General features: G+C 30.1%; 29 protein-coding genes and 1 riboswitch. Of the genes, 28 read left to right on the top strand and 1 reads right to left on the bottom strand.

What is annotated here, in order from left to right:
- Positions 1-107: 107 nt before the first annotated feature.
- Positions 108-1,853: an NFACT RNA binding domain-containing protein gene (locus tag RSA29_RS16200; RefSeq protein ID WP_346943834.1), complete on the bottom strand. Its 1,746-nt coding sequence runs from the start codon at positions 1,851-1,853 to the stop codon at positions 108-110.
- A gap of 287 nt (positions 1,854-2,140) precedes the next feature.
- On the opposite strand from RSA29_RS16200, the gene RSA29_RS16195 reads away from it, so the two are divergent.
- From RSA29_RS16195 to xseA, 28 genes are all read left to right on the top strand, one after another.
- Complete coding sequence (locus RSA29_RS16195; RefSeq protein ID WP_346943835.1) at positions 2,141-3,415, top strand: amidohydrolase; 1,275 nt, start codon at positions 2,141-2,143, stop codon at positions 3,413-3,415.
- Between the two features lie 145 nt (positions 3,416-3,560).
- On the top strand, positions 3,561-6,083 hold the full coding sequence (recQ, locus tag RSA29_RS16190) for a DNA helicase RecQ (protein ID WP_346943836.1): 2,523 nt from the start codon (positions 3,561-3,563) through the stop codon (positions 6,081-6,083).
- A 203-nt stretch (positions 6,084-6,286) separates the two neighbouring features.
- Positions 6,287-7,111, top strand: coding sequence for a diaminopimelate epimerase (dapF, locus tag RSA29_RS16185; RefSeq protein ID WP_346943865.1), 825 nt, complete (start codon positions 6,287-6,289; stop codon positions 7,109-7,111).
- A gap of 268 nt (positions 7,112-7,379) precedes the next feature.
- On the top strand, positions 7,380-8,894 hold the full coding sequence (locus RSA29_RS16180) for a GspE/PulE family protein (RefSeq protein ID WP_346943837.1): 1,515 nt from the start codon (positions 7,380-7,382) through the stop codon (positions 8,892-8,894).
- Positions 8,884-10,077, top strand: a complete 1,194-nt coding sequence (locus RSA29_RS16175; protein ID WP_346943838.1) for a type II secretion system F family protein — start codon at positions 8,884-8,886, stop codon at positions 10,075-10,077. Before RSA29_RS16180 ends, RSA29_RS16175 begins: the two co-directional genes overlap by 11 nt.
- Positions 10,078-10,184: 107 nt before the next feature.
- Complete coding sequence (locus tag RSA29_RS16170) at positions 10,185-10,628, top strand: type II secretion system protein (RefSeq protein ID WP_346943839.1); 444 nt, start codon at positions 10,185-10,187, stop codon at positions 10,626-10,628.
- A complete protein-coding gene (locus tag RSA29_RS16165; RefSeq protein ID WP_346943840.1) occupies positions 10,600-11,046 on the top strand; it encodes a prepilin-type N-terminal cleavage/methylation domain-containing protein in 447 nt (148 codons plus the stop codon). The genes RSA29_RS16170 and RSA29_RS16165 overlap by 29 nt, the downstream gene beginning before the upstream one ends.
- Positions 11,033-11,473, top strand: a complete 441-nt coding sequence (locus tag RSA29_RS16160; protein WP_346944609.1) for a prepilin-type N-terminal cleavage/methylation domain-containing protein — start codon at positions 11,033-11,035, stop codon at positions 11,471-11,473. Before RSA29_RS16165 ends, RSA29_RS16160 begins: the two co-directional genes overlap by 14 nt.
- Complete coding sequence (locus tag RSA29_RS16155) at positions 11,448-11,960, top strand: hypothetical protein (protein WP_346943842.1); 513 nt, start codon at positions 11,448-11,450, stop codon at positions 11,958-11,960. Before RSA29_RS16160 ends, RSA29_RS16155 begins: the two co-directional genes overlap by 26 nt.
- Before the next feature lie 83 nt (positions 11,961-12,043).
- Positions 12,044-12,886 (top strand): hypothetical protein, encoded by an 843-nt coding sequence (locus tag RSA29_RS16150; protein ID WP_346943843.1) that lies wholly within the window; start codon positions 12,044-12,046, stop codon positions 12,884-12,886.
- The gene (locus tag RSA29_RS16145) at positions 12,831-13,274 is read left to right on the top strand and encodes a hypothetical protein (protein WP_346944608.1); all 444 of its coding nucleotides are present in this window, start codon (positions 12,831-12,833) and stop codon (positions 13,272-13,274) included. Before RSA29_RS16150 ends, RSA29_RS16145 begins: the two co-directional genes overlap by 56 nt.
- Entirely contained in the window at positions 13,264-13,644 is a 381-nt protein-coding gene (locus RSA29_RS16140; RefSeq protein WP_346943845.1) for a hypothetical protein, read from the top strand. Before RSA29_RS16145 ends, RSA29_RS16140 begins: the two co-directional genes overlap by 11 nt.
- A gap of 207 nt (positions 13,645-13,851) precedes the next feature.
- A riboswitch (SAM riboswitch) is annotated at positions 13,852-13,981 on the top strand.
- A 121-nt stretch (positions 13,982-14,102) separates the two neighbouring features.
- A complete protein-coding gene (locus RSA29_RS16135; RefSeq protein ID WP_346943846.1) occupies positions 14,103-15,062 on the top strand; it encodes a methionine ABC transporter ATP-binding protein in 960 nt (319 codons plus the stop codon).
- Positions 15,063-15,068: 6 nt separating this feature from the next.
- Positions 15,069-15,704: a methionine ABC transporter permease gene (locus RSA29_RS16130; RefSeq protein WP_346943866.1), complete on the top strand. Its 636-nt coding sequence runs from the start codon at positions 15,069-15,071 to the stop codon at positions 15,702-15,704.
- A gap of 31 nt (positions 15,705-15,735) precedes the next feature.
- Positions 15,736-16,566, top strand: coding sequence for a MetQ/NlpA family ABC transporter substrate-binding protein (locus RSA29_RS16125; RefSeq protein ID WP_346943847.1), 831 nt, complete (start codon positions 15,736-15,738; stop codon positions 16,564-16,566).
- 422 nt (positions 16,567-16,988) lie between these two features.
- Complete coding sequence (gene efp, locus RSA29_RS16120) at positions 16,989-17,546, top strand: elongation factor P (protein ID WP_346933265.1); 558 nt, start codon at positions 16,989-16,991, stop codon at positions 17,544-17,546.
- Positions 17,547-17,713: 167 nt separating this feature from the next.
- The gene (gene spoIIIAA / locus RSA29_RS16115) at positions 17,714-18,631 is read left to right on the top strand and encodes a stage III sporulation protein AA (protein WP_346943848.1); all 918 of its coding nucleotides are present in this window, start codon (positions 17,714-17,716) and stop codon (positions 18,629-18,631) included.
- A gap of 3 nt (positions 18,632-18,634) precedes the next feature.
- Positions 18,635-19,153 carry a stage III sporulation protein SpoIIIAB gene (gene spoIIIAB, locus RSA29_RS16110; RefSeq protein WP_346933267.1) on the top strand — a complete coding sequence of 173 codons (519 nt, stop codon included), beginning with the start codon at positions 18,635-18,637 and terminating at the stop codon, positions 19,151-19,153.
- Positions 19,154-19,166: 13 nt separating this feature from the next.
- Positions 19,167-19,364 carry a stage III sporulation protein AC gene (spoIIIAC, locus tag RSA29_RS16105; protein ID WP_346933268.1) on the top strand — a complete coding sequence of 66 codons (198 nt, stop codon included), beginning with the start codon at positions 19,167-19,169 and terminating at the stop codon, positions 19,362-19,364.
- A gap of 9 nt (positions 19,365-19,373) precedes the next feature.
- Positions 19,374-19,757, top strand: coding sequence for a stage III sporulation protein AD (gene spoIIIAD / locus RSA29_RS16100; protein WP_346933269.1), 384 nt, complete (start codon positions 19,374-19,376; stop codon positions 19,755-19,757).
- An 8-nt stretch (positions 19,758-19,765) separates the two neighbouring features.
- Positions 19,766-20,917, top strand: a complete 1,152-nt coding sequence (gene spoIIIAE / locus RSA29_RS16095; protein WP_346943849.1) for a stage III sporulation protein AE — start codon at positions 19,766-19,768, stop codon at positions 20,915-20,917.
- 61 nt (positions 20,918-20,978) lie between these two features.
- Positions 20,979-21,587 (top strand): stage III sporulation protein AF, encoded by a 609-nt coding sequence (gene spoIIIAF / locus RSA29_RS16090; RefSeq protein ID WP_346943850.1) that lies wholly within the window; start codon positions 20,979-20,981, stop codon positions 21,585-21,587.
- A gap of 29 nt (positions 21,588-21,616) precedes the next feature.
- Complete coding sequence (gene spoIIIAG, locus RSA29_RS16085) at positions 21,617-22,288, top strand: stage III sporulation protein AG (RefSeq protein WP_346943851.1); 672 nt, start codon at positions 21,617-21,619, stop codon at positions 22,286-22,288.
- A gap of 42 nt (positions 22,289-22,330) precedes the next feature.
- Positions 22,331-22,810, top strand: a complete 480-nt coding sequence (locus tag RSA29_RS16080; RefSeq protein WP_346933273.1) for a SpoIIIAH-like family protein — start codon at positions 22,331-22,333, stop codon at positions 22,808-22,810.
- Between the two features lie 289 nt (positions 22,811-23,099).
- Positions 23,100-23,498: an Asp23/Gls24 family envelope stress response protein gene (locus tag RSA29_RS16075; RefSeq protein WP_346933274.1), complete on the top strand. Its 399-nt coding sequence runs from the start codon at positions 23,100-23,102 to the stop codon at positions 23,496-23,498.
- Between the two features lie 335 nt (positions 23,499-23,833).
- A complete protein-coding gene (gene nusB / locus RSA29_RS16070) occupies positions 23,834-24,235 on the top strand; it encodes a transcription antitermination factor NusB (protein WP_346933275.1) in 402 nt (133 codons plus the stop codon).
- A gap of 9 nt (positions 24,236-24,244) precedes the next feature.
- Complete coding sequence (locus tag RSA29_RS16065) at positions 24,245-25,093, top strand: tetrahydrofolate dehydrogenase/cyclohydrolase catalytic domain-containing protein (RefSeq protein WP_346933276.1); 849 nt, start codon at positions 24,245-24,247, stop codon at positions 25,091-25,093.
- Complete coding sequence (gene xseA, locus RSA29_RS16060; protein ID WP_346943852.1) at positions 25,083-26,285, top strand: exodeoxyribonuclease VII large subunit; 1,203 nt, start codon at positions 25,083-25,085, stop codon at positions 26,283-26,285. The genes RSA29_RS16065 and xseA overlap by 11 nt, the downstream gene beginning before the upstream one ends.

Below are 26,285 nucleotides of genomic sequence, written 5' to 3'. Positions count from 1 at the left end.
CATTTTTAAAAAGTTATACAGTACAATAAATCCGTGAGGAAGAATTTCTTTCTCACGGATTTATTTGCATATGATGTCATAACCAATATTTGAAATAGTATGATATTTTAAGCCTGTTTTAAGTCTAATTTTACAGGATCTACATAAATTGTTTTATTAGTAGAATAAGTTACCATACCAGGTTTACCTTTAGCCATCTTCTTAACATTTCTAACTTCCGTATAGTCTATAGGAACCTTAGTAGAGTTTTTACCTTTACTATAGAAGGCTGCTAGAGTTGCTGCCTCAAGTAAGGTTGTATCAGGAACATCTCCCATATTTTTAATAATTACATGGGAACCTGGAATGTTTTTTATATGAAGCCAAATGTCATTGTTATGAGCAAACTTCAAGGTTAAATAATCGTTTTCTAGGTTGTTTTTACCTATATAGATATCTATACCATCACTAGAAATAAAGTGAAGTGGTTTAGATGGTTTAATCTTTTTATTTTTCATGGATTTTTTGAAGGCAATATATCCAGTTTCAACTAGTTCATTTTTAATGTCTTCTAAATCTTTATAGTTATCTGCATTTTCTATGTTAGAAAGCACCGATTGAATATAGGTTTCTTCTTCTTCAGCTAATTCGATTTGAATATAAGCATTTTCTTCAGCCTTTTTTAATTTGTTATATTTCTTAAAGTACTTTTGAGCGTTTTCGGAAGGAGTCTTATTTTTATCTATAGGAATTTTTAGATACTCTTCTTCTTCGCTATAGTAGTTTAAGGCTGTAACTTCACTATCACCCTTTTTAATGTTGTATATATTAGCAGTGATAAGCTCTCCATAAAGGTTATACTTTGGTTTTTCTTCACATTCAATCAAAGTTTTCTTTAATATTTGAAGTTTCTTTTGAATTCTATCAAGATTGTTATTTACAAGTTTATGCATGTCATGACTTTTACTCTGGAGCCTATTTACCTTATCACGGGCAAAGTAAAATTCTTCGAGAAGTGTACTAGGTGAAGTATATTCCTCGTAGGTACCACCTTGATCTAGTAGATGATTTAATTTAACACAGTGAAAGTCCTTTAATTCATCATCAATGGAGTAACTGTATAAAGTGTAATTATGATTTTTAATAGGAGCAAAGAATTCTATCAAGAAGTCGTAAATTTCTTTTAAATTGTTTTTGTTAAAGTCAATATTAACTTCCTTTAATTTGAATAGTATTTCCTTTGAAATTGGATTGCTTAATCCATCTAAAATCTTAGTGAAAAATTTTTCATCTAAGTTTTCATCCAAATAGATAGAATCAACTTTTTCTTTAAAAGCTTCAAAGGTAGTATTTAGAATATCAACCTTATTACTTGCTGGTGGATATACATACTCAATTCCAGGATAAAGTACTCTATAACTGTTTATATCAGGGGTAATGTGCTTTATACAATCCATTACAATTCCATCACGTTTTCTTACCAATGTAATATTACTATGACGTCCCATGATTTCAATTATTAAAGTATAGATGCTGTTAAATCCGAGTTCATCACTACTTTCAAAATCCAGGAGTAAAACTCTATCGTTATTAAGTTGTGTAACCTCTTTAAGTACTGCAGTATTTAAGTATTTTCTCATTACCATACAAAATACAGGCGCTTTCATGGGGTTTTCTTTAGAGTAATCTGTAAAATGTACTCTAGGATATGAAGCGTTTGCACTTAGAAGTAATCTTACAGCTTTTCTATTTATCTTAAAGTTTAATATAACTTCATCTTTTTCTGGTTGAGTTATTTTATCTATTCTACACTCTAGTAGTGTATCTTTAAGTTCCTTTGCAAGGGAACGAAGATATAGTCCATCTAATGCCATATAAATCATCCTTTCGTTGTGAAATAAAGCTTTAATATTTTATAATTTGAAATCATTGCTAATATAGGTATATTGATTTTGAATTATAATTATATAGCTTATGTATATATTTAAAAGTATATCACTATTAAATTAGAAATAAAACATTAACATATTCATATATGAATAAGGTATCTTAAAAAATAAATAAGTCAGTCTCCTCGGCTATTTTGACTTATTATTTATTTTAAGAGGTTTAAGATGATATAATATAAAAAACAGAGAAATTCCTGGAGGGGCAAAAAAATATGGAAATTGAAGAAAATCTGTATGAGAAGCTTACTAGCTTAAGGCGTGAATTTCATAGATGTGCTGAAATTGGATGGTTGGAATTTGAGACCACATTTAAAATCATGGAATATTTAAAAAAACTTGGGTATAATTTGGAGTATGGAAAAAATATTCATTGTAATCCCATGGGAAGACCAAGTAAAGAAGAGATTAGATTTCATAGAGAACAATGTGAAAATATAAATGTGTGTAGTGAAATAAATAAGGAAGATATTTTAAATGGATATACAGGGGTGGTAGCATCGCTGCATACGGGGATACCTGGTCCTACAGTGGCATTTAGATTCGATATTGATGGATTACCTGTAGATGAAGGGAAGGAAGGTCATGTTCCTTATGAGAAGGGGTTTAGATCTGAAAACTTAAATATTTCACATAGCTGTGGACATGATGCTCATATAGCGGTTGGACTTATGCTAGCTGAAACCATAGTAGATATTAAGGAAGAGCTAAAGGGGACTATAAAACTTATATTTCAACCTGCAGAAGAAGAGGTTAGAGGAGCTAAATCCATGGTGGATGCAGGCGTATTAAAAGGTGTAGATTATTTGTTTTCTGGCCATATTGGATTTATAGACAAAAACAATGCCATAGGACTTCGAGTTAAGGATATGCTAGCTACAAATAAGCTTGAAGTAACCTTCATGGGGAAATCTGCTCATGCTGGAATTTGTCCCGAAGAAGGTAGGAATGCTTTACTTGCAGCAGCTAGTTGCATTTTAAATCTTCACTGTCAGGTTCAGTATGGCAGTGGTATTGCTAGATTAAATGTAGGAACACTACATGGAGGAGCAGGAAGAAATATTATTGCGGATAAAGCTATATTGCAGTTAGAAACTAGAGGAAATACAAATGATATAAATAATAGAATGATGTCCATGGTAGAAAATGTAGTTAAGGGAACGTCATTATCCTTTGGAGTAGAATATGAAATTAAAACTGTGGGAGCAGCTAGGGCATATAATAGTAAAGATGATGAATTTACAAGATGTGTAATAAATGAGATTAATAATCTTAGGGTAGATATTGCTGAAGATTTCTCCTTTGGAGCCTCAGAGGATATAACTTATATGATGGAAGAGGTTGAAGGTCATGGAGGGAAGTCAATGTATTTTATATTTTCATCCAATATAGCAGCACCTCATCACAATCCATATTTTGATTTTAATGAGGAGTCAATGGTTATGGCACACAATGTTTATAAAAGAATGATAGAAACTTTTTCAAAATAACGTAGAAGTATTTGAAAGACTGGAGTTATTGAACTAGTAACTAGATAGATGGTATAATTCTTTTTTGAAGGTGACTGAGTTAAAGTAGATAAAATAGATATAAATAGAAAATTGAAACTAAGGACGTGAAGTATTGAAGGAAAGAATGAATAAAGTTTTAGAAAAGTATTATGGATATAAGAGTTTTAGACAGGGGCAAGAAGAGGTTATAGAAACAATTCTAGAAGGTAAGGATACACTTACAATAATGGCCACAGGAAGTGGTAAGTCTATTTGTTATCAAGTACCTGCTTTGATTTTAGAGGGGTTAACAATAGTAATTTCACCATTAATTTCATTGATGAAGGACCAAGTTGATGCAATGAAGGAGATGGGTATAGCTTGTGCTTATATAAACAGTTCTCAGAGTACCTTAGAGTTTAATGGGGTTTTAGAAGGTATTAAACAGGGGGAGTATAAAATTCTTTATATAGCACCTGAGCGACTTGATAGCATGGAATTTTACAATGTGATTTCTAGAATCAACATAAGTCAGATAGCAATAGATGAAGCTCACTGCGTATCACAGTGGGGGCATGATTTTAGAGCAAGTTACAAAAGAATAGCTGGATTTATAGAAAGATTGATGATAAGACCAGTTGTTACGGCATTTACAGCAACTGCATCTATGGAAGTTAGACAAGATATAGTAAAGCTTTTAAGGTTAGAAAATCCCAAAATATTCATAAGTGGATTTGATAGAGAGAACCTTTCAATTAGCATAATTAAGTCAGAAAATAAAAAGAAGTATCTACTTAACTATATGGAGAGTAATAAGGAACAGTCAGGAATAATTTACGCAGCTACAAGAAAAGAAGTAGATAATATTTATAAGGAGTTAGCTTCAAAGGGATACAGTATTGCAAGATACCATGCAGGTTTACCCGATGAGGAAAGAAAGATGAATCAAGAGGAATTCATTTACGATAGAATCAAGGTCATGGTGGCTACAAATGCTTTTGGTATGGGGATTGATAAATCAAATATAAGGTATGTAGTTCACTATAATATGCCTAAAAATATTGAAGGATATTATCAAGAAATAGGAAGAGCCGGAAGAGACGGTGAAAAGAGTCAGTGTATGTTACTTTTCACTCCAGGAGATATACATATTCAAAAGTATTTAATTGAAGTTGGAATAGAAAATCCAGATAGGAAAAATAATCAATATAAAGCCCTTCAACAGATGGCGGACTTTGTCTATAGTAATGGATGTTATAGAAAATATATACTAAATTACTTTGGAGAAAAACATGAAGACGACTGTGGAAATTGTAGTAATTGTCTAAATCAAGGCGAAATAGTTGATAAAACAGTGGATGCACAAAAGGTGTTATCATGCATATACAAAATGAAGAGAAATTTTGGAACTACAATGCTTATAGATGTACTTCGTGGTTCTAAAAATAAGAAGGTTACTCAATTTGACTTTCAAGAGTTATCAACCTATGGGATAATGAAGGATTATTCATCGGATAAATTGAAAAGCTTTATTAATACTTTAATTTCACATGGATACATAAGTCAAGTAGAGGGAACGTATCCTGTTCTTGCTTTAAATAATAAATCAATGTTGGTACTAAGGGGAACAGAAAAGGTTGAGTTTAAGGAATTCAAGGTAGAGGTTAAAGTATCTGCTATTAACAAGCTATTTGATAGATTGAAGGAATTAAGATATAACATGGCAAAGGAAGCTGGAATTCCACCTTATATTATCTTTGGAGATGGCACATTAAGAGAAATGAGTGTTAAATATCCTAAAAATAAAGAAGAGTTTTTGCAGATATCTGGTGTGGGAGAAGTGAAGTATAGTAAATATGGAGAAGCTTTCGAAGTAGCTATATTAGAGTATCTAGAAGAAAATAATATAGCAACAGATGAAAAGGTCGGACTAAAAGAGGCCTGTGTTGATAATGATGAAGAAGAGATAGATAATAATAGCATAAATTCAGCAAGTGAAGATATGAATAAGGAAGAAATAGGTAGTAGTAATTCGCAGATAGTTAATAATGAGGATTCCACGGATTTCTTTGTAAATACAGATGAAGTATTATTGAACCAGTTAATTGAGCTAAGAAAATCATTTGCTAAAAAAGAAAGAGCATTACCTCAAACAATTATTGCTAAAAATACTTTAAAAGAGATAAGTGGAAGATATCCTAAGAATATAGAGAATCTTAAGGATATTGCAGGTATGGGACCTAAGAAGATAGAGAAGTATGGAGAAGGTATAATTGAACTAGTGAATGACTATGTAAGTGAACATGGAATTAACCTACCATGGAATGAGAAAAAAAGGAAGAGATTAGTTCTTGATGGAGATGAAAGAAAGAATAATGAAGTTGCTTTAGATATGCTTAGTGACGATAGAGATCTTAGTGAAGTCGCAGAAGAGATAGAAGTATCAATATCAACGGTTCTTGGATATGTTACAGATTATATAATAGAGTATGGCAGGCCACAATTCACAATTAACCTGGAAAGTTTATATAATGAAGAAGAAGAGGTAGCTATCATGGAGGTCTGTGAGAAGGTTGGATATGATAAGATTAGCAAGGTGAAAGCTGAACTTCCCGATACCATAAAATACGAATCTATAAGAGCGGTGATTTTAAAAAATTATTTCTAAAATAGGCATGTTCTAAACTAATGTTGATAATTACTTAATATTATATAATACTTAAGCTTTCAAGTGGAGCAAAATTGATAAATGCAATTCCGTAAAAATGTAATATTATACAATGCTGAAGGTGGGTTTTGACATTATATAGAAATATAGTCTTAAAATAAACTACTGGAGAGGGTGTTACAGTGAAGTTAAAGTTTACAAAAATGCAGGGTGCTGGAAATAGTTTTGTAGTTTTTCAAGATATAAATGAAATGTGTAAGGATTTAAGTAAATTAGCTATAAAGATTTGTGATAGAAATTTTGGAATAGGTGGAGATGGAATATTAGTCGCAAGAAAAAGTGAAATTGCTGATATTCAAATGGTGATAATTAATAGCGATGGTTCCTATGCTGGAATGTGTGGTAATGGAATTAGATGTTTTGGGAAATATGTGTATGAAAATAAGCTGGTAGATAAGGCTATTTTTACAGTAGAAACCGGTGATGGAATAAAAATATGTAATTTAATTATGAAGGATGGAGTTATAGACGGTGTTAAGATTAATATGGGAAGTGGAACCTTTGAACCAAAAGAAATTCCAGCTTTAAGTGATACGCCTATAATAGAAAAAGAAATTATGGCAGATGGAAAGAAGTATAGTGTAAGTACATTACTACTTGGAGTTCCTCATACTGTAATTATAGTTAATGAAGGGGATTTTCAGGTTGAAGAGGGAGCAGCTATAGAGAAGCATAACTTATTTCCTAAAGGAACAAATGTTAATTTTTGCAGATTGATCGATAAGGGCGAAATAAAGGTGGATACATGGGAGAGAGGTGCGGGGCCAACCCTTGCATGTGGAACTGGTAGCTGTGCATCAGTGGTTTTGTGCAACAAATTAAAGTTAGTTGATAAGCAAGTGAAAGTTATAGTTCCTGGTGGAATATTAAAGATTGAAATTACTGAGGATGGAGTTATGATGACGGGAGATGCCGTTAATGTATTTAGAGGAGAAATAAATATTAGCTTTAACGATGTTAATATTTAATACTAAAAGATAAGTATTAAACTCAATAAATCCTGGATATAACCTTTTTTAGATATGTAGTAATAACATAACTAAAAAAGGTTTTTATTTTTTGAATTATATCATGGGTGTGTGGTAATAATTGTAAAGAGTCTTAGGGTATATGTATTGATGAAAATTTATTAAATTGTTTACATGGCAAGATAAATGATAAAATTAAATTTTGAATTATTTTAACTAATTGATAGGATATAGAAAATATAAATATGAAGTGAGAGGATAAAATAGGATGGGTGAAATAGTAGATTTAGACTTGTTAAATATAAATATTCATGCTGTTAATGGAATTTCTAAGGTGTTATGTGAAAATTACAATATATTTCCTTATGATGTAAATGAAAATGAATTTTATTTGGCTTCAGTTGGGGAACTAACTAAGAATGATATAACCGAACTTAGATTTCTTCTTAAAAAGAACCTAAAGACTTGTATATGTGAAAAAAATCAGTTTGTAAATTATATAAATAAGTATTATGAAGACGCTTATAGAATGTCCATGGTAGATGAATTTAAAAATAGTAGCAATATGGAAGTAGAAGTAAAGGGTGAGGAACAGGTCAGTGGACCAATAATCTCACTAGTGGATTCAGTTTTAAAGGGAGGAGTTATAAAGGGAGCTAGTGATATACACATAGAACCTTTGAAGGATAAGGTGTTGGTACGATATAGAATAGATGGTAGGTTAAAGGTTTTTAGTAGTATTCCTAAAAGTATTTATGAAAGAATTAATACTAGAATAAAAGTTATGAGTGAAATGGATATAGCTTGTAAGTATGTGCCACAGGATGGAGAAATTTCTATGAATATTGAAGGTGAGGCCTACGATTTTAGGATCTCTACATTGCCTACTATCAATGGTGAAAAATTTGTAATAAGAATATTTAGAAGAAATGTAAGTTTGGTAAATATGGATATGATTGGATTTGATAAAGAGGATTATTTAGTTTTAAAAAACATACTTAAATTTAAGCAGGGGTTAATTATAATTACTGGCCCAACAGGCAGTGGAAAAACAACTACACTCTATTCTATGATAAAGGAACTAAACAATGAAGGGATAAATATAATTACAGTAGAAAAGCCAGTGGAATGTGAGGTAGAAGGAATAAACCAAGTGTCAATAGGTGGTCAAGGAAATATTACGTATGGAAGTATTTTAAAGAGTGTATTGAGGCAAGATCCAGATGTAATAATGGTGGGGGAGATAATAGATAAAGATACTGCAGAAATTGCTATAAGGGCTTCCTTAACTGGGCATTTAGTGCTGACAACATTACATACAAATGATGCAGCCACTACAATTAATAGATTAACTAATATGGGGATTGATTCTGATTTAATCAAGGATTCCCTAGTTCTTGTAATAGCTCAAAGATTGACAAGAGTTATATGTGAGTGTTGTAAAAAGACTTACAAACTATCTAATTATGAAAAAAAATTATTGTGCATTGAAAATTGTGTAAATGCACATAAGGGTATGGGGTGCGTAAAATGTAATGGTACTGGGTATAAAGGGCGTATTATTGCATATGAAATTATGACTATAGGTAAGGAACTTAAAAATAATATATTAAGTGGGGATAGTGACATTATAAGAGATATTGCTGTTAAAAATGGAATGACTACAATAGATGATTATTTTAAGACTTTGATTTTAAAAGGATATACATCTATTGAAGAGTATTATAGCAATTTACAGGTTTATAATATTGAAAAAGCTTTAGGAGTTGATTATGGAATATAGATACATGGGGATAAATAGTGAGGGTAAGAAAGTAAAAGGAAGAATAAGGGCAGATAATCAATGGTTGTTAATATCCCAACTTAAAAGTCAAGATATATTTTGTATCAAATATAAGGAAATTAATGAAAATATTATAACTTTTCAAAAAAGAATTTCTCAAAAGTATTTAGGTGTATTTTGTAAGATTATGAAGAATAATTTAAAAGCAGGAATTTCATTAATAACATCTTTAGAATTAGTCGCTACTCAAAGTGATAATAAGGTTTTAGCAAGTTCCATAGATAAGGCTATTAGTTATATAAAAAAAGGAAGTACATTAAAAGAATCATTAAGTAATGACCAAAGAGGGTTTCCAAAGTTATTTATAACTATGATTTCTATAGGTGAGGAAAGTGGAAATCTACAACAGGTTTTTCAGCTTATGGAAAAGTACTATATTAAGGAATATAATAGAACGAAAAAACTAATAAATATGATGATTTATCCTATGTTTGTAATAATAGTTGCAATTATAATGTCCATGGTTATCATTGCAAAAATACTACCTAATTTCTTTAAAAACATGAATATGGACTATACTGATTTGCCAAAAATAACTAGATTTTATATGGCTATATCAAATGGAATGAATAAATTAGGGGTATTTATAATACCCCTGGTTATAACAATTATTGTAGTGAGTTGTTTAGCTTGCAGATACTTAAAGAAAAATAATGTTATAGAGGAATTCATATATAAGGTCCCATTAATAAGAAAATTTCAGTTGAAAAAGTTTTACTGCAGATTTACATTATCTCTTTCTATGATGATTGGTAGTGGAGTAGATATAAAGTCTGCATTAGTTGCACTGAAAAGTTGTGAGGATGTGGATTACATTAATAAAAAGTTATATACATGTATAAGGACATTAGAAGAAGGTCTTGGGCTTTACGATGGGATAAAAAAGCTAGATATTTTTCCGAAATATTTTTTAATCATGATTTCTATGGGAGAGGAAAATGGGAGTCTTGAGGAGGTTCTTCTTACTAGTAATGAAGAATTTGAAGAGGATCTTCAGGTAAATATAGAAAAGGTCATGAAGCTTATAGAACCTTTAATAACAATATTGGCGGGAATGGTTGTTGGGTCTATAGTTTTAGCAGTTATGTTACCATTGTTTAGTATGTACAATGTAAAAATTTAAATTAGTATTTCAAAGTCATTTGATTATAACACCATATTATCATAGCTAAATCGTTTTGAATTATTGATTGCAATGGCTATACATTAGATAAAAAGATAGGGGTGTCTATGAAAAGAAAAGGATATACATTAATTGAGGTTATAGTAGTATTAGGAATATTATCAATATGTTTATTAATAATAGCACCAAGTGTAGATAGCTATGAAAAGAAACGACTAGATAAGGAGATGGAGTATGCAATTGATGGAGTGGTTGAATTTATTAATGGATGTAAAAGTTATGCTAGAAATAACAATGATAAATTCATGAAAATAGTTATAGAGGAAAGGAAGATTAAACTCTTTGAAAACGTAAAGTTAGTGGAAGAATTCTCTTTGCCAGATTCTGTGAAAGTTAAATTGTTATTTCAAAATAAAATTACGATTAGAATAGATAAACTTGGTAATTTAAAAACTGCAACTACGATTGATATATATAATTCTAAAGAAGTTAAACATATAACCATAAAGGCGGTAACTGGATATGTCAGTGAACAGAAGAAGGGGCTATAGCCTTTTAGAGTCTATAATAGCAATGTTTATACTTGCTACTGTATCAATAGTAATATTTACCTTTCAAGGTGTAAGCATGGAGAATAGGGTTAAGGAAAAGGAAATTATGGAGGGTATATTTATAGTTGAATCTATGAAGAATATGCTTTTATGCAACTTATCTTATGAAGAGTTAGAGTTGAAATTTATAAGTAAGGTTTATTTTATAAACAAATATGATATTGAAGATAGAAATTTCTATACAGCAAGTATTTTAGATTTGGTTGAAGAGGATAGTAAACATGAGTATCCGTTAATAGAAATTCGAATATGGGAAGAAGTAGAATCGCAAATTATCAAAGTAAGTGTGAATTATAAATATGGAGAAGGGAAGGAAATGAGCAATGTTTTTTACAAAGGGAATTATGAGAAAAACTAATGGTATGACTTTAGTTGAAGTTATAACAACCTTAAGTATATTCTCAATTGTGATGTCATTAATTATTACAACTTGTAGTGTTTGGATGAAAAATTATAAGTATGACATGGAATATTCTAAGGGTATTGTAGAGATTAGTGAGGCATTGATGTGTATAGATTATCATGTCAATTATAAGGGAACAGGATGCTATAGAAGTGGTAATAAGCTAGTTCTTACAAGTAATAATGGTGGTTCTGACGACTATGTTGAATTAGATGGAAATAAATTAATGATTTATTATAAGAATGATGGTAGCGGATATCAACCACAACCACTGTTATATGGAGTAAAGGAATTTTCGGTTAAAGAAAATGGCAAGGTGGTTTTTGTAAAAATAGTTAATGAAGATGGAATTGTAGGTGAAAAGTCAATTGGTAAGATATGAAAAACTTATTAGCGAAGAAGGGGTAGGTAAGTATAGTAGAAAAAAACTTTATAAATCATTGAAAATAAAATGCTTAAGACGGAGTAGAAAAGGTGGAATTTTACTTTATGTACTAATGATATCATTGTGTATATTTCTATGTATTTCCTTTGCAATGAAATCATTTGATAACAGAAATTTCTATATAAAGAATTATAAAGAACATATAATGGAGGAAGATATTAGCTACAGAGATAGGGAATATTTAATGGTCAAATTCAATGAGTATATGGAAAAAAATATTGTGGAAATAAATAAAGAAACTATAGATAGTCATTTTAAACGTATAAATGTGGAAGATATATTTAGGAGAGACAAAAGTTTTATAAAGTATGTTTCAAGGAGAAATGAATTTCAAGTTGATGCAGGGTATAGAATATACCCTTTTGTACCAATAATTAGAGATGGCAATATTACTTATTATTTTAAGGCTATAGAATCCATGTAGTAGATAATTGTTGAAATATTGAGTTTCTTAGTAATGATTATATAAAAATGGTTAGTTAAATCGATGATTAAGGAGGTATATCAGTGCTAAGAAGTAAAGTTGTAATTATGAAAAATGGAGAATTAAATATACTAATATGTAAAAATGGGATTTGGGGAAAAGATAAAATAATAAATTATAAAAGTAGTATCATATCTTATGAAGATTTATTAAGTAATTCTAGGGTAAAACTTATAGTCGAAGGAGAAGAAGTATTTATTCATAGTCTTGAAACGCCAAGGGTAGGGAATAAGAAACTATACTTAATAATAAAAAATGAATTAATAAGCAAGTTTCATGATATAGAAAATATTATATTTGATTATAGGATTTATAGTAATAAAAAAAATGCCATGAAAGTAATAATATATTGCTTAAATATATTAAATTCACCTTTAGGAGATAAGGAACTTTTTAAAACATCTATTATTAAATCTGTAGAATCAATCCAAGGAAAATATATAGATTTTCATGTAGAAAAAGTAAAGAAATATTTTAAAACAGAAAGAAGCTTTGTTAAAGGATTAAATTATAAGAAATTTATTTTAATTGCAAGTAAAGAAGAATATATTTATATGATGAAAATTGAAAATGGAATTTTATTAAGCAATAGAGTAACATTTTGTAACAACAATAAAGTGAGTGACGAGGTTATAAGTTTTATAAAAGAAGTAAGTAAAGGCGAAGAACATATTCAAAGAGTTTATTCACTTGAAATAAATGACTATGAAGATATTAAAATAGCTGACATAGCTGAAATAGAAAACTATTTATTAAAAAGTAGATTTTTTATAGATAATAAAATAAGTAGTTTAGGAGACGACAAGTCATATGAGGGAAGCATATTATCCACAATGGTATATAAAAAAGATAGAATCAAGTTATAAAAAAAAGACTAAAAGACTAATTGTATTATTTTCAATATTTAGTTTAGTTATTTTTATGGAGATATTAGGAATATGTAGGGAGATTAAATTAGTTAAAGAGGCAGTTGAAATAAGCGCAGATAATAGTAAGGAATTATCATCTGCGCAGAGTACTATTTATGTATATAATTATATATGTAATGCGTTTCAAAAAAATGACATAGAGGTACATAGTTTAAATATTAGTGGTGATGATATAAGTATAGAAATAAATGTTAGAAATAATGATGATTATAGGTCGAAAATAAACTTATTAGAAGATAATTTCAAAATTATTCAGGTATCATCTATTATTAAAGATGACAAGGAAGAATATTTTAAAGTTAGGATGAGGATTAATGAAGGTTAACGAATATAAATTAATAAATGTAATAATATTGGTTTTAATACCAGTACTTATAGGGTGTTACCTTATGTTTAAGAATGAACTAAGCAATTTAATAGTTAACGTTGAGGCAGAATCTCATATTTATGAGAAAAACAAAAATAAGTTTGAATTAGCAACATTTTTAAGTAAGCTAGATAAGTATGAGAATATTAATATAGATAACATTACTTTTTATGATGATTGGGGAGAGTTAAAGATTGAATATGAAGGCGATTTAAATGATATAAGGGAATTACTAAATTCATTAAAGAGTATGAAAGAGATAAAGGATATAGTGGAATTGTCTATAGAGAATAGTCGGTGTGAACTCTTAGTTATGTTCAATAGATAGAGCAAAATTCAAAGGCTATTAAAGCTTGGGCACAATTGACGTGGAGAGTATATATATATGTATAAGTGAAGTCTTAGAGGTATATGACAAATTGTAAATTTAAAAGAAGAAATCGTTTTCTATGAATATTGAGAAAATAGTTAGAATTTTATGTTGACTATTTATTTATATGTATATATAATAAAAATAAGATAAAAATTAAATAGCTTCTTATCACGAGCGGTGGAGGGACTGGCCCTTTGAAACCCAGCAACCTACATGTGTATATTGCGTCATGAGCAATATTTATATGTAATGGTGCTAAATCCTGCAGCTATAATAGGCTGAAAGATAAGAGAATAGATTAGCCATGCATGGGTATTATGCACTAGGGATTTATTCTCTAGTGCTTTTTTTATCTTGAAATATAAAAAATATCGAAGCAGTTTAAATATCTAAGTTAAAGGCGGTGCTAGAATATGATAGAAGTATCACGAATTAAAAAGAATTTTGGTGATTTGCAAGTATTGAAGGATGTATCATTCACCATAGAAGAAGGACAGGTATATGGAATAATAGGACATAGTGGAGCTGGAAAGTCAACTTTACTAAGATGTATGAATGGATTAGAAGATTATTCGGAAGGGAGCTTAAAGGTACTTGGTAAAGAGGTATCTGCTATGACAGAAAATGAGCTTAGAGAGTTTAGAAAAGGTGTAGGAATGATATTCCAAAACTTTAATTTGCTTAAACGGTCGAATGTATATGAGAATGTATCATTACCATTGCAGTTATGGGGATTTGATAAATTACACATAGATAAAAAGGTGAATGAATTATTAAAGCTTGTGGGAATTTTTCATAAAAAAGATTCAATGCCTAAGGAATTAAGTGGGGGAGAGAAGCAAAGAGTTGCAATTGCAAGGGCATTAGCGCTAGAACCAAGAATCCTTCTGTGTGATGAAGCAACTTCAGCACTAGATCCTAAAATTACGAGAGATATTTTAGCGTTGCTTTCAAAGATTAATAAGGAAATGAAAATTACAATTGTCATGGTTACACACCAGATGGAGGTTGTTAAGGAAATTTGTGAGAAAGTAGTGCTTGTAGAGGATGGGGAGATAAAAGCAGAAGGGTATGTGGAGGAATTGTTTTTAAGACCAGGATACTCTCTTAGAAAATTCTTAGGTGAAGAAGAAGAGATTGTATTTCAAGATGGAGTAAATGTGAAAATTTATTTTCCAGCTTCACAAAGTGAAAATTCTGTTATTACAAATATGGCAAGGGGATTAGATGTTAATTTTTCAATAGTTTGGGGCAAACTAGAAAAATTTAGAGAAAACATCTTAGGATCTTTAGTAATAAGAATTGATGATGAATCAAAAGATAATGTTCTTGAATATTTAGATAAAAATGAATTTCAATGGGAGGTGTTATAGATGGACATAAAATTAGTGTTGCTTGAAGCTCTTATGGAAACATTGATAATGGTAATAGCATCTACATTATTTGCAGTGGCAATTGGTATGATCTTAGCCATAATACTTGTTTTAACTGATAAAGAGGGACCAAAGCCTAATAAGTTTATTTATAAAACTCTTGATATGATTATAAATACTTTAAGGAGTTTTCCATTTGTAATATTAATGGTTGTTGTGGTGCCAATAACTAGAGGTATTGTAGGTAAGTCTATAGGAACCGTAGCTGCTATAGTTCCATTAACAATAGCAGCAGCTCCATTTGTGGCAAGAATAATTGAGGGTTCATTAAAGGAAATTGATAAAGGCATCATAGAAGCAGCTAAGTCATTAGGGGCAACTAAAACACAGATTATATTCAAGATAATGTTAAATGAAGCATTGCCATCTATTATATCAGGATTAACCCTTACAATTATAAGTATCATCGGGTATTCAGCTATGGCAGGGTCCATCGGTGGAGGAGGACTAGGGGCTGCAGCTATAACCTATGGTTATAATAGATTTAATACTGAATTTATGATATACACAGTAATTGTACTTATAGTATTAGTACAGTTAATCCAAACTATTGGAAATTATATATATAAGAAATTAAGTTAGTGATAAAAATATTATTATAGGGGGAAAAATTATGAAAAAGTCAGTAAAGAAATTATTAGTTTTAACGTTAACAGTATTATTAGGTGGTGTGGCATTAGTAGGGTGTGGAGCATCTGATAAGGCTAATTCAGGAAGTGGTGAAGATAAGAATGTCATAAAAATAGGAGTATCTCCAGAGCCACACAAGGCAATTGTAGAAAATGCAATGAAGCCGTTACTTGAAGCAGAGGGATATAAAGTGGAAATAGTAGAATTTGTAGATTATGTTTTACCAAATACTGCTCTTGCTGAAGGGGAATTGGACGCAAATTATTTTCAGCATGTACCATTTTTACAAACTACAGCGAAAGAAAAGGCTTACGATATTACGTATACAGCTAAGGTTCATATTGAACCTATGGGATTATATTCAAGTAAAATAGCTAATATAGCTAATATCAGTGAAGGAGCAGAAATTGCAATTCCAAATGATCCATCCAATGGAGCTAGAGCGTTAAAGCTTTTAGCTGATAATGGAATAATTGAAATTCCAGAGGGTGATCTTGTAACGGCAAAGGATATAACTTCAAATCCTAAGAAGGTTAAAATAACTGAGCTTGATCCAGAGCAGTTACCAAGAGTATTAAAAGATGTTGATGCAGCGGTGATAAATACAAACTATGCGTTAGAAGGTGGACTTAACCCTTTAATTGATGCTTTAGTAATAGAAAGTGGACATAGCCCATATGCAAATATTATTGCGGTAAGAACTGATGATAAAGATAGTGAAAAGATAAAAGCTATAACAAAAGCCGCAACTTCAGATGCTGTTAGAAAGTATATTGAGGATACCTATAAAGGTGCTATAGTGCCGGCATTTTAAGAAATAAGACAAACTTATGAATTAACTAAAAAAATACATTAAATAAATTACATCCTTAATATACTTAAAAAAATTAACTACATTAAGGATGTATTTAGAATTTAGTTCAATATTTAATATTATATTATGGATATAATATGCATTTTTAAGAAAATATTATAAGAAGTTATTGAAAGTTTCTTTGGATGACGGTATAATGTGTTTGCAAAGAATACATAGTTTTGGTAAAATATCATTGTTAATGAAAATGAAAGGTTACATTTAGTAACGCGAAGAATTATTAAATTAGAATATAGAGATAAAAAATCTTAACTATTACAACTTAGTAATTTTACTCATAACTACATAAGGTATTAAATTGCTTTAATCAGGTTATAATAATTTTAATTAACAAATGCTATTATATATTAGGAGGTAAAATTATGATATCAGCTGGAGATATAAGAAAAGGAACGACTTTTGAAGATGGTGGACAAGTTTTTACCGTTGTAGAATTTCTACATGTTAAACCAGGTAAAGGTGCCGCTTTCGTTAGAACAAAATTAAGAAATGCTATAACTGGTGGAGTTACAGAAACAACTTTTAACCCAAGTGCTAAATTCCAAGAAGCTGTTATAGAAAGAAAAGAGATGCAATATCTTTATTCAGATGGAGAATTATACTACTTTATGGATCAAGAGACTTTTGAGCAGATTCCTTTAAACCATGATAAAGTAGAAGAGGCTATAAAATTCTTGAAAGAAAACATGTTTGCAATTATTAAATTTTATAAAGGTGAAGCTTTCTCAGTAGAAGCTCCAAACTTTGTTGAATTAATGATAACAAACACTGAACCTGCAGTAAAAGGAAATACAACTACTAATGTGTTAAAACCTGCTACAGTAGAAACTGGAGCTATAGTTCCAGTGCCTATATTTGTAAATGAAGGTGACACTATAAGAATAGATACAAGATCAGGAGAATACATGGAAAGAGTTTAATCCATGTTTTAAGAGTCAGTTCTCAGTAATTGAGAATTGACTCTTATTTTTTTGCCCTTCTATAAATGTTAAGAAAATCCTTTAATTTTTTTGCTTAAAAATAAAAAAAATATAGTAATAATTATAATGCTTATGTAATAACAATTAAGTAAGAAAGGGTGAGTCATATGATTACTAAAGATATTTTGGATATTTTACCGAATACAATTAAGGGCGAGGTTATAAATTATGAGGATAATAATAGCCTTCAAGAAATTAGATTAAAAATAAATAAACCACTTATATTTATAAGCAATAATACAGAAATTAAAACTAAATATATTACAAAACACGAAGATATTAAGGTGATAATTCAGAAAATAAGTAGTTACTCTATATATGCATTTGAGGAGGAAATTAAACAAGGTTATATAACGATACAAGGTGGTCACAGAGTTGGAATTTGCGGTACTTGCGTTTTAGATGGAAATTCTCTTAAGACAATAAAACATATTTCATCTATTAATATTAGAGTAGCAAGAGAGATAAGAGAGTGTAGCACTAAGATAATACCATTTATTGTTAAGGACAATAGGGTTCTTAATACCATAATAATATCTCCACCCAAATGTGGGAAAACAACAATTCTTAGGGATTTATCAAGGCAGATATCAAATGGTGTATCAGGATATGGATTAAGTGGAAAGAACGTAGCTATAATAGATGAACGAAGTGAAATTGGAGCATGTTATAGAGGTGTGCCGCAGATGGACATTGGAATTAGAACAGATATATTAGATAATTGCCCAAAGAGTGAAGGAATAATAATGGCTATTCGAAGTATGGCACCACATATAATAGTTTGTGATGAAATTGGAACATATAAGGATATGGATAGTATTGTAGCAGCTTTGAATTCAGGAGTAAATTTAATTACAACCATTCATGGGTTTAGTGAAGAAGATCTTTATAAAAGACCTGTATTTAAAGAGGTATTAGAAAATAAAGTTTTTGATAGAGCCATAATTTTGAGTAATAGACAGGGTATTTCAACTATAGAATATATATATGATTTTACAAAAGGGGAGAGAGTAAGGGGGTGGTAAATAATGATAAAAATAATTGGAATTTTTATGATAGTAACTTCATCTACTATTATAGGATTCTCTTATGGGGAGAGATTAAAAAAAAGGGTTAAGGAATTAAAGGAGTTTCAACGGGGTTTATACATTCTAAAAAACGAAATTAATTTTGCTCATTCATTGCTCCCAGATGCGTTGTATAAGGTTTATGAAAAATGTGAAGGTGTAATGGGAGATATATTTAAAGAAGTATCAATACTACTTAGAAGTAATGAAGAAAAAGATGTTTATAATTGTTTTCTTCAAAGCTTTAATAAAAATAAAAATCGACTATTTTTAAGTCAGAATGACATAGGGATTTTTTTGGATTTTACTAAGAGTTTAGGGGAGATGGATATAGAAGGTCATAATGATATGTTGGCATTAACTCTTGAAAACTTAGGAAAGGCAGTAAATGACGCTGAGTATAATATAGAAAAAAATGTGAAGATGTATAGATATTTAGGATTTTCATTTGGTGCTATGGTAGGGATTATTTTATTTTAGGGAGGGTAAAGTAGTGTTAGATATAAGTATAATAATAAAAATTGGTATAGTGGGTATAGTGATGATAGTGTTAGATAAGGTATTGGAAAGTGGTGGAAAAAAAGAATATGCAGTGATTACGAATTTGGCATGTATAATAATAATTCTCATACTAGTGGTAAGTTTAGTTGCAAAATTATTTAATGCCATACAGACCTTATTTTATTTTTAGGTGGCTGATATGGAGATTGTAAAAATTGTATCCTTTGCATTGATAACTTTACTTATCGTTATTGTTGTTAAGAATGAAAGAAGAGATATTGCCTTATTAATAAGCTTGGTGGCAGGAATTATAATATTTATGTTCTTAGTTAGTAAGCTTACCGTAATAGTAAACTTTCTTCAGACATTATCAAACAAAGCAAATATTGACATAGTGTATTTGGATACAGTATTCAAAATTCTAGGTATTGCATATTTAACATCATTTTGCAGTGAAGTATGTAAAGATGCTGGGGAAAGTAGCATTGCATCTAAAGTAGATTTTGCGGGTAAAGTTTTAATATTGACACTTGCAATCCCTATACTTATGGCTGTGATGCAAACAATATTGAAGATAATGTAGGTGTAAAAATGAAAAAATGTATATTGATTTTAATGTTCATTATATTCTTAGTGCCATTAAAGGCATATGGAAATGACAATATAAATATAGAAGAGGAACAAATAAGTAAAATTAATGGATTATATAACTATATAAGTGATATGCAGAAAGAGAATGAACTGCTTAAAGATATGTCACCTAAAGAGTTTGTAGAGAGTTATATGAAAAGTGGACAAGGCTCTGTAGGGGAAGAACGATTTGTTAAAATTGCTATTGCATTTGTATTTAAAGAGGTTGTTGCATCATTTAAAATAATAGGTCAGTTGATCATAATTGCTATAGTATGTGCACTACTTAATAATCTTCAAAGTGCTTTTAGCAATGAGAAACTCTGCAATGTTGCTTACTTTGCCTGTCTTTCAGTAATGATAATACTAATTGCGAGAGGCTTTTTCCTTGGAGTTGAGCTTACACAGCAGGTTATAAATAGTGTAAGTGACTTTATGATAGCCCTGATGCCTGTATTAATAATGTTACTAGCTAGTGTAGGCAGTATAAGTCAAGCAATGGTTATGGATCCAATAATAATGGGAGTATGCACTTTTGGTACTAAATTGTATTCTTCAATAATAATACCCATAATTTGTATGAGTTTTGTTTTGGATTTTGTAAATAATATATCAGACGAATATAATATAAAAAATTTAACAAGTCTTTTAAAAAAAGCTGCACTACTGCTTCAAGGTGGATTTTTAACAATTTTCGTTGCTATCATAACTATAAGGGGAATAGCAGGTAGTAGCTTTGATGTAGTAACTACAAAGACAGCTAAATTTGCAATGGATAGTTTTATACCAGTTGTAGGAAAAACATTATCAGATGCATTTGCAACGGTAGCGAGCTATACGTTACTTTTAAAGAGCTCTATAAGTTTACTTGGGGTTGTAGTTTTAGTAGCAATAATTTTAATTCCTATAGTGAAAATTTTTGTGATGGGATTTATGTACAAGCTAACAGCTGCACTACTTCAGCCAGTTAGTGATAAGAAGGTTACTAATATTATAGATTCAGCGGGAGGTTCATTGATGCTATTAGGTTCATGCATCATATGTGTAGGAGTAATGTTTTTTATAATGATAACCATAATAGCCAGTACCGGAAAAGGGTTTATTTTAATGTAGCAAAGATTATTAATATTATTTAAAGAAGTGTAGAGGAATTTTAAAATAAGTAGGTGATAAAATGATTGAAGCATTAGGAAGTTGGATAGTAAGTATTTGTGTAGCAGTATTTTTCACTACAGCAGTGCAAATGATATTGCCGGATGGTTCATTAAAAAAATATTGCAACTTTGTCCTTGGATTAATTGTTTTTACAGTGATATTAAGTCCAATTGTTAAGATATTTAATTCTGATTTGCAAATGAATAAACTTATAGAAGAATCAACCAGTTATGTGTTTAATAATTCAGACAGTAAATCCTATGAAGAATATCGTACTACAAATACAAATAACACATTAGAAAAATTCAAACAAAACTTAGAAAAAAAATGTACTACAGATTTAGAACAAAACTTTAAGGGTGATAAATATAAAACGGTGGTAAATGTATCATATGATAGAGAGGAAAGTTTATTCGTAATTGAAGGAATAGAGATTGGAATCAATGATGGATCTGTGGAACGTATAAAAAGCGTACAGATAGGAAAAGAGTCAATTCAAGTTGATAGTCAAGATGATGCCCTTGGGAAAAAGACGGCACAGGTGAAGGAGTTTGTAAGTTCGAGATACGATATAAATAAAGAAAAAATATATGTATATAAAGGTGAATCTAAGGAAAATGGAAATTAAACTTAAAATAAAAAATGGGGGGTATAAAGGTGTTAGATGGTGTGAAAAAATGGATAAGTGAAGCTTTGAAAACTCATAGAGGTGAATCAAAGGTTAAAGAAGGGGGTGACAAACCGACTAATTCAAATCTTTTATCAAATTTGTTAATAGTATTTTTGATTGGAGTACTTATGGTGATAGTAGGTAGTATGTTTGCAAAGGAGGATAGTTCTAAAGGGAGCGGTAATGGAACTACTGCAGTTTCGGCAATAGGTGAAACTACGACAAATGAGAATTTAAATGACAAATCTTCAGCTGAAAATAAGGAATATAAAGAAAAAATGCAGAAGGAACTTGTTTCATTATTAGAACAAATTGATGGTGTTGGAAAAGTTACTTCAATGATGTATTTTTCAAGTGGTCAGGAGCAAGTTCCAGTATTTAATCAACAGATATCTAAAAGTATAACAAATGAAAAAGACAATGGTGGAGGGCAGAGAGAGATAACGCAAGAAAATGGAGGATCTACAGTTGTTATGGAAAACAATGAGAATAAACAGCAACCATTTATTACAAAGACGTTCAATCCGACTATAACAGGAATATGTGTAGTGGCAGAAGGTGCAAGTGATAATGTGACTGAACTTAGAATAAGACAAGCAGTAACTAAATTATTTGGATTGGAAGATAATAAAGTTCAGGTATATCCTATGAAAAAGTAGCATATAAATGTGTTAGAAATAAAAAATTCGGGGGGAAATATAATGAATAAAAAACAAACTATAATTATCTCTTCGCTAGTAGTCCTAATCTTATTTGCAGGCTATTTAGCAACACAAGTTAACGGACCACTTTACGCAACAAATGATAAAGGGGCAGTTAGCACTTCAACTAAATCAAGTTATTTTACTGAAGCAAGACTTCAAAGAGACCAATCATCACAAAAAACTTTACAAACTTTAAAAACCCTATTAGACGATCAAAACACTCCACAAGATCAAAAGGCTCAAGCTGCTGATGAATATAAAAATTTAGCACTTCAAACAGATAAAGAAGTTAAAATTGAACTAGCACTAAAGGCTCAAGGTTTTGATGAAGCTCTTTGCACTCTAGACAAGGAAAAAGCTACAGTTGTTGTTAAACATCAAGGTGAATTATCAGATCAACAAGTTAAACAAATCAAAGATGTAGTTATGAGTAAAGCTGACATTAAAGATATCGAGATAAAAGTATCTGAAAAATAATATATATAAGTTCTAATTTAAAATGTACAATTTGAAATATTAAATTAAGGATAAAACCCTTAATAGATTTTAAAAGAATAGAATATGTAAATCTAATTGGAACATATATATTATTTTGAGGTTATAAAACAGTGGAATAAAATCCACTGTTTTTAATTTAATTGGGTATTATTTAAAAAATTGGGCAATATAAAAAGGATGTATAAATTTACTATAAAAATTGTAAAATAAAATTTTATCTGATATAATATGAATATTATTAATCACACTGGTAAGGGGGTAGTGAATTGTGGAAGAAAATATATTAAGTGAAGTTCCTACAGCAGAAGAAGCTGGTATAGTAAGAATATCTGACGAAGTTATTGGTGTAATAGCTGGTCTTGCAGCTACAGAAATAGAAGGCGTTGCAGGTATGAGTGCTGGATTAGTAGAAGATATAAGTAAGAAGTTTACTGGGAAAAAGGCTGGATCTAAGGGCGTTAAGGTAACTATGGATAATGGAAGTGCCGTTATAGATTTACATATGGCAGTTGAATATGGTATTAAAATACCTGAAATGTCCATGAAGGTTCAAAACAATGTTAAAAGTACTGTTGAAACTATGACAGGATTAAATGTAGCATTAGTAAATATCTATGTTCAAAATGTTATATTTCCAAAAGTAGATAAAGACGAGGAAATAGAATAATTTCAAACACCCTCTGGAAAAGAGGGTGTTTCCATGTGTAAAAATAATTTTAAAACATGAATAAGATGGATTTTAAATTTTATATTTAGACAATAATAGAATTATAAGAGTTATAAGGAGTTTGAATATTTAATATTAAAGATAAGTATTAAAGTTGTGGTTACAACATGAATACTGTGTTAGAATATACTAGTTAACTACATAAGTGAGGACACTCTTTAGAAGAATTAAATACATATCAAGAGATAACACTCTAGATATTGGTAATTAAAGGGAAGCAAGAGAGAGATACATTATGATAAGAAATAAATAGATATTTAATGGAGGGTACATAAATGAATAGAAGAAAGAGTAGAGAAATAGCAACTAGATTACTATTTGAAATGTCAATAAACAAGGAAGATACTTTGGAGATTATCACAAATTTTCGTGAAAATACAGAGGAAATATTAGAGGATATAGATTTTGAATATGTAATAAAGGTTTTAGATGGAGTTCTTAAAAATGCTACAGTTATAGAAGAAACAATTTCTAAATATCTTGTTAAATGGAAGTTAGAAAGATTACCCAAAATGAATGTAGCAATATTAAAAATGGCAGCATATGAGATATTGTTTGAAGAAGATATTCCAAGCCGTGTTACAGTAAATGAAGCTATTGAGCTTGCTAAAAAATATGGCGATGACAACGCTCCATCATTTATAAATGGTGTTTTAAATAATCTTATGAAAAAGTAGGAATTAAATATGGGTATAAAAATAAATGGAAAAGAGTTAGCATTACAATATAAAAAAGAGATCAAAGAAACTATTTTGCAAAAGGTAAAGGATGGAAAACGATATCCAACACTGGCATCGGTGATGGTTGGTGACGATGGTGGATCAGTATCTTATACAAAAAATCAAGAAAAAATTAGTGAAGAATTAGGAATATGCTATAGATTAAATAGTTTTATGCAGAGTATTACAGAAGAAGAATTAATAAATGAAATTAAAAAATTAAATGAGGATTCAACTGTAGATGGAATAATACTTCAATTGCCATTACCATCCCATTTAGATGAGGACAAGATAGTTGAGCATATTAGTGGAAAGAAAGATGTAGATGGGCTTACTGACATAAATTTAGGGCGATTTTACAAAGGAAAAGATTCCTTTATTCCATGTACGGCAAGAAGTATATTAGAACTTATTAATTCGCAACAGGAAAGTATAAAAGGAAAAAATGTTGTAGTTATTGGTAGGAGTAATATAGTAGGTAAACCAGTATCTTATTTATTAGTAAATGAAAATGCTACAGTGACTATGTGTCATTCCCAAACCGCTAATGTGGAAGGTATATGCAAAAAAGCAGATATACTAGTTTCTGCGATTGGAAGGCCAGGATATATAACTAAGGATTTTGTTAAAGACGGAGCTATGGTTATAGATGTTGGAACAACTATGGTGGAAGGAAAAGTCAAGGGGGATGTTGACTTTCAAGAGGTGATTGAAATAGCGGATTTTGTAAGCCCAGTACCAGGTGGTGTAGGTGCAGTTACTACAACTATGCTTATGAAAAATACCCTTGAGGCTTGGATAAAAAATGTACAATAAGGTATTGACTGTAACAGCGGTAAACAGTTATATAAAAAAAGTTGTAGATAATGATTTTATATTAAAGAATTCTAATATAAAAGGTGAGTTATCAAATGTAAAAATTCATAGTAGTGGTCATATATATTTTTCTTTGAAAGATAATTTTACAAAGATTAAATGTGTAATGTTTAGAACTAAGGCTATGGAGTTAATGTTTATACCAAAAGATGGAATGAATGTTGTTGTAACGGGGAATATATCTATATATGAGAAAGAAGGAACCTATCAGCTCTACTGTAACACCATGAAGGTAGAAGGTGAAGGTGAATTGTTTTTAGCCTTCAATAAACTGAAGGAAAAGCTTGAAGGTGAAGGACTCTTTGACGCTTTGAAAAAGAAAAACATTCCTAAAATGTCAAGAAGAATAGGCGTAATTACATCGCCAACTGGTGCTGCAATCAGAGATATAATTAAAGTATCAACGAGAAGAAATGAAAATATAGACATTTTAATATATCCTTCTTTAGTTCAGGGTGTTAATGCTAGTAAGGACATAGTTAAAGGAATAGCTAGTTTAAATAAGGTAGAAGGTGTAGATGTAATAATACTAGCTCGAGGTGGTGGATCCATAGAAGAACTTTGGGCATTTAATGAGGAGGCAGTAGCAAGAGCTATTGCTTCTTCTAAAATACCTATTATCACTGGAATTGGGCATGAAACTGATTTTACGATTTCAGATTTTGTTTCAGATTTAAGGGCGGCAACTCCATCGCATGCAGCAGAGATTGCAGTATATAGTTTAGAATTGGTTTGGAATGAATTAAATAATTTAAGGGATGAACTTTTAAATTCTATGGATGACAATATTAATGGCAGGTTTAATGATTTAGATAGTATGTTAAATAAGTTAAAATTGTTCAGTCCTGAGAATTATATAGTAAATCAATATGATAAAATTGATAACTTTAGAAATAAGCTTTCTTTTAATATGGAGTTTAAGCTTCAAGGGGAAAAAAATAGGCTAAATATAATTAACCATAGACTAATCGGAAATAACCCTCTTAATATACTTAATAAAGGGTATAGCATTATAAAAGATGAAAATAATCATCCAATAGAATCTCAGGAAAAACTAAAAAAACAGAGGGTCATTGGGATTACAATGAAGGATGGTCATGGATTGTTTAAAATAGAGAAAGTGGAGGATTAG

Origin of the sequence: Clostridium sp. (assembly GCF_036660475.1) — a bacterium.
Taxonomy (GTDB): Bacteria; Bacillota; Clostridia; order Clostridiales; family Clostridiaceae; genus Clostridium_J.
Note: the sequence above shows the minus strand (reverse complement) of the source record. Positions and strands in the feature narration are given on the sequence as shown.

Coding starts and splice junctions, on each gene's coding strand:
- RSA29_RS16200 (WP_346943834.1), bottom strand. CDS start 1,853: ATGGCATTAGATGGACTATATCTTCGTTCCCTTGCAAAGGAACTTAAA.
- RSA29_RS16195 (WP_346943835.1), top strand. CDS start 2,141: ATGGAAATTGAAGAAAATCTGTATGAGAAGCTTACTAGCTTAAGGCGT.
- recQ (WP_346943836.1), top strand. CDS start 3,561: ATGAATAAAGTTTTAGAAAAGTATTATGGATATAAGAGTTTTAGACAG.
- dapF (WP_346943865.1), top strand. CDS start 6,287: ATGCAGGGTGCTGGAAATAGTTTTGTAGTTTTTCAAGATATAAATGAA.
- RSA29_RS16180 (WP_346943837.1), top strand. CDS start 7,380: ATGGGTGAAATAGTAGATTTAGACTTGTTAAATATAAATATTCATGCT.
- RSA29_RS16175 (WP_346943838.1), top strand. CDS start 8,884: ATGGAATATAGATACATGGGGATAAATAGTGAGGGTAAGAAAGTAAAA.
- RSA29_RS16170 (WP_346943839.1), top strand. CDS start 10,185: ATGAAAAGAAAAGGATATACATTAATTGAGGTTATAGTAGTATTAGGA.
- RSA29_RS16165 (WP_346943840.1), top strand. CDS start 10,600: ATGTCAGTGAACAGAAGAAGGGGCTATAGCCTTTTAGAGTCTATAATA.
- RSA29_RS16160 (WP_346944609.1), top strand. CDS start 11,033: ATGAGAAAAACTAATGGTATGACTTTAGTTGAAGTTATAACAACCTTA.
- RSA29_RS16145 (WP_346944608.1), top strand. CDS start 12,831: ATGAGGGAAGCATATTATCCACAATGGTATATAAAAAAGATAGAATCA.
- RSA29_RS16140 (WP_346943845.1), top strand. CDS start 13,264: ATGAAGGTTAACGAATATAAATTAATAAATGTAATAATATTGGTTTTA.
- RSA29_RS16135 (WP_346943846.1), top strand. CDS start 14,103: ATGATAGAAGTATCACGAATTAAAAAGAATTTTGGTGATTTGCAAGTA.
- RSA29_RS16125 (WP_346943847.1), top strand. CDS start 15,736: ATGAAAAAGTCAGTAAAGAAATTATTAGTTTTAACGTTAACAGTATTA.
- efp (WP_346933265.1), top strand. CDS start 16,989: ATGATATCAGCTGGAGATATAAGAAAAGGAACGACTTTTGAAGATGGT.
- spoIIIAA (WP_346943848.1), top strand. CDS start 17,714: ATGATTACTAAAGATATTTTGGATATTTTACCGAATACAATTAAGGGC.
- spoIIIAB (WP_346933267.1), top strand. CDS start 18,635: ATGATAAAAATAATTGGAATTTTTATGATAGTAACTTCATCTACTATT.
- spoIIIAD (WP_346933269.1), top strand. CDS start 19,374: ATGGAGATTGTAAAAATTGTATCCTTTGCATTGATAACTTTACTTATC.
- spoIIIAE (WP_346943849.1), top strand. CDS start 19,766: ATGAAAAAATGTATATTGATTTTAATGTTCATTATATTCTTAGTGCCA.
- spoIIIAF (WP_346943850.1), top strand. CDS start 20,979: ATGATTGAAGCATTAGGAAGTTGGATAGTAAGTATTTGTGTAGCAGTA.
- RSA29_RS16080 (WP_346933273.1), top strand. CDS start 22,331: ATGAATAAAAAACAAACTATAATTATCTCTTCGCTAGTAGTCCTAATC.
- nusB (WP_346933275.1), top strand. CDS start 23,834: ATGAATAGAAGAAAGAGTAGAGAAATAGCAACTAGATTACTATTTGAA.
- RSA29_RS16065 (WP_346933276.1), top strand. CDS start 24,245: ATGGGTATAAAAATAAATGGAAAAGAGTTAGCATTACAATATAAAAAA.
- xseA (WP_346943852.1), top strand. CDS start 25,083: ATGTACAATAAGGTATTGACTGTAACAGCGGTAAACAGTTATATAAAA.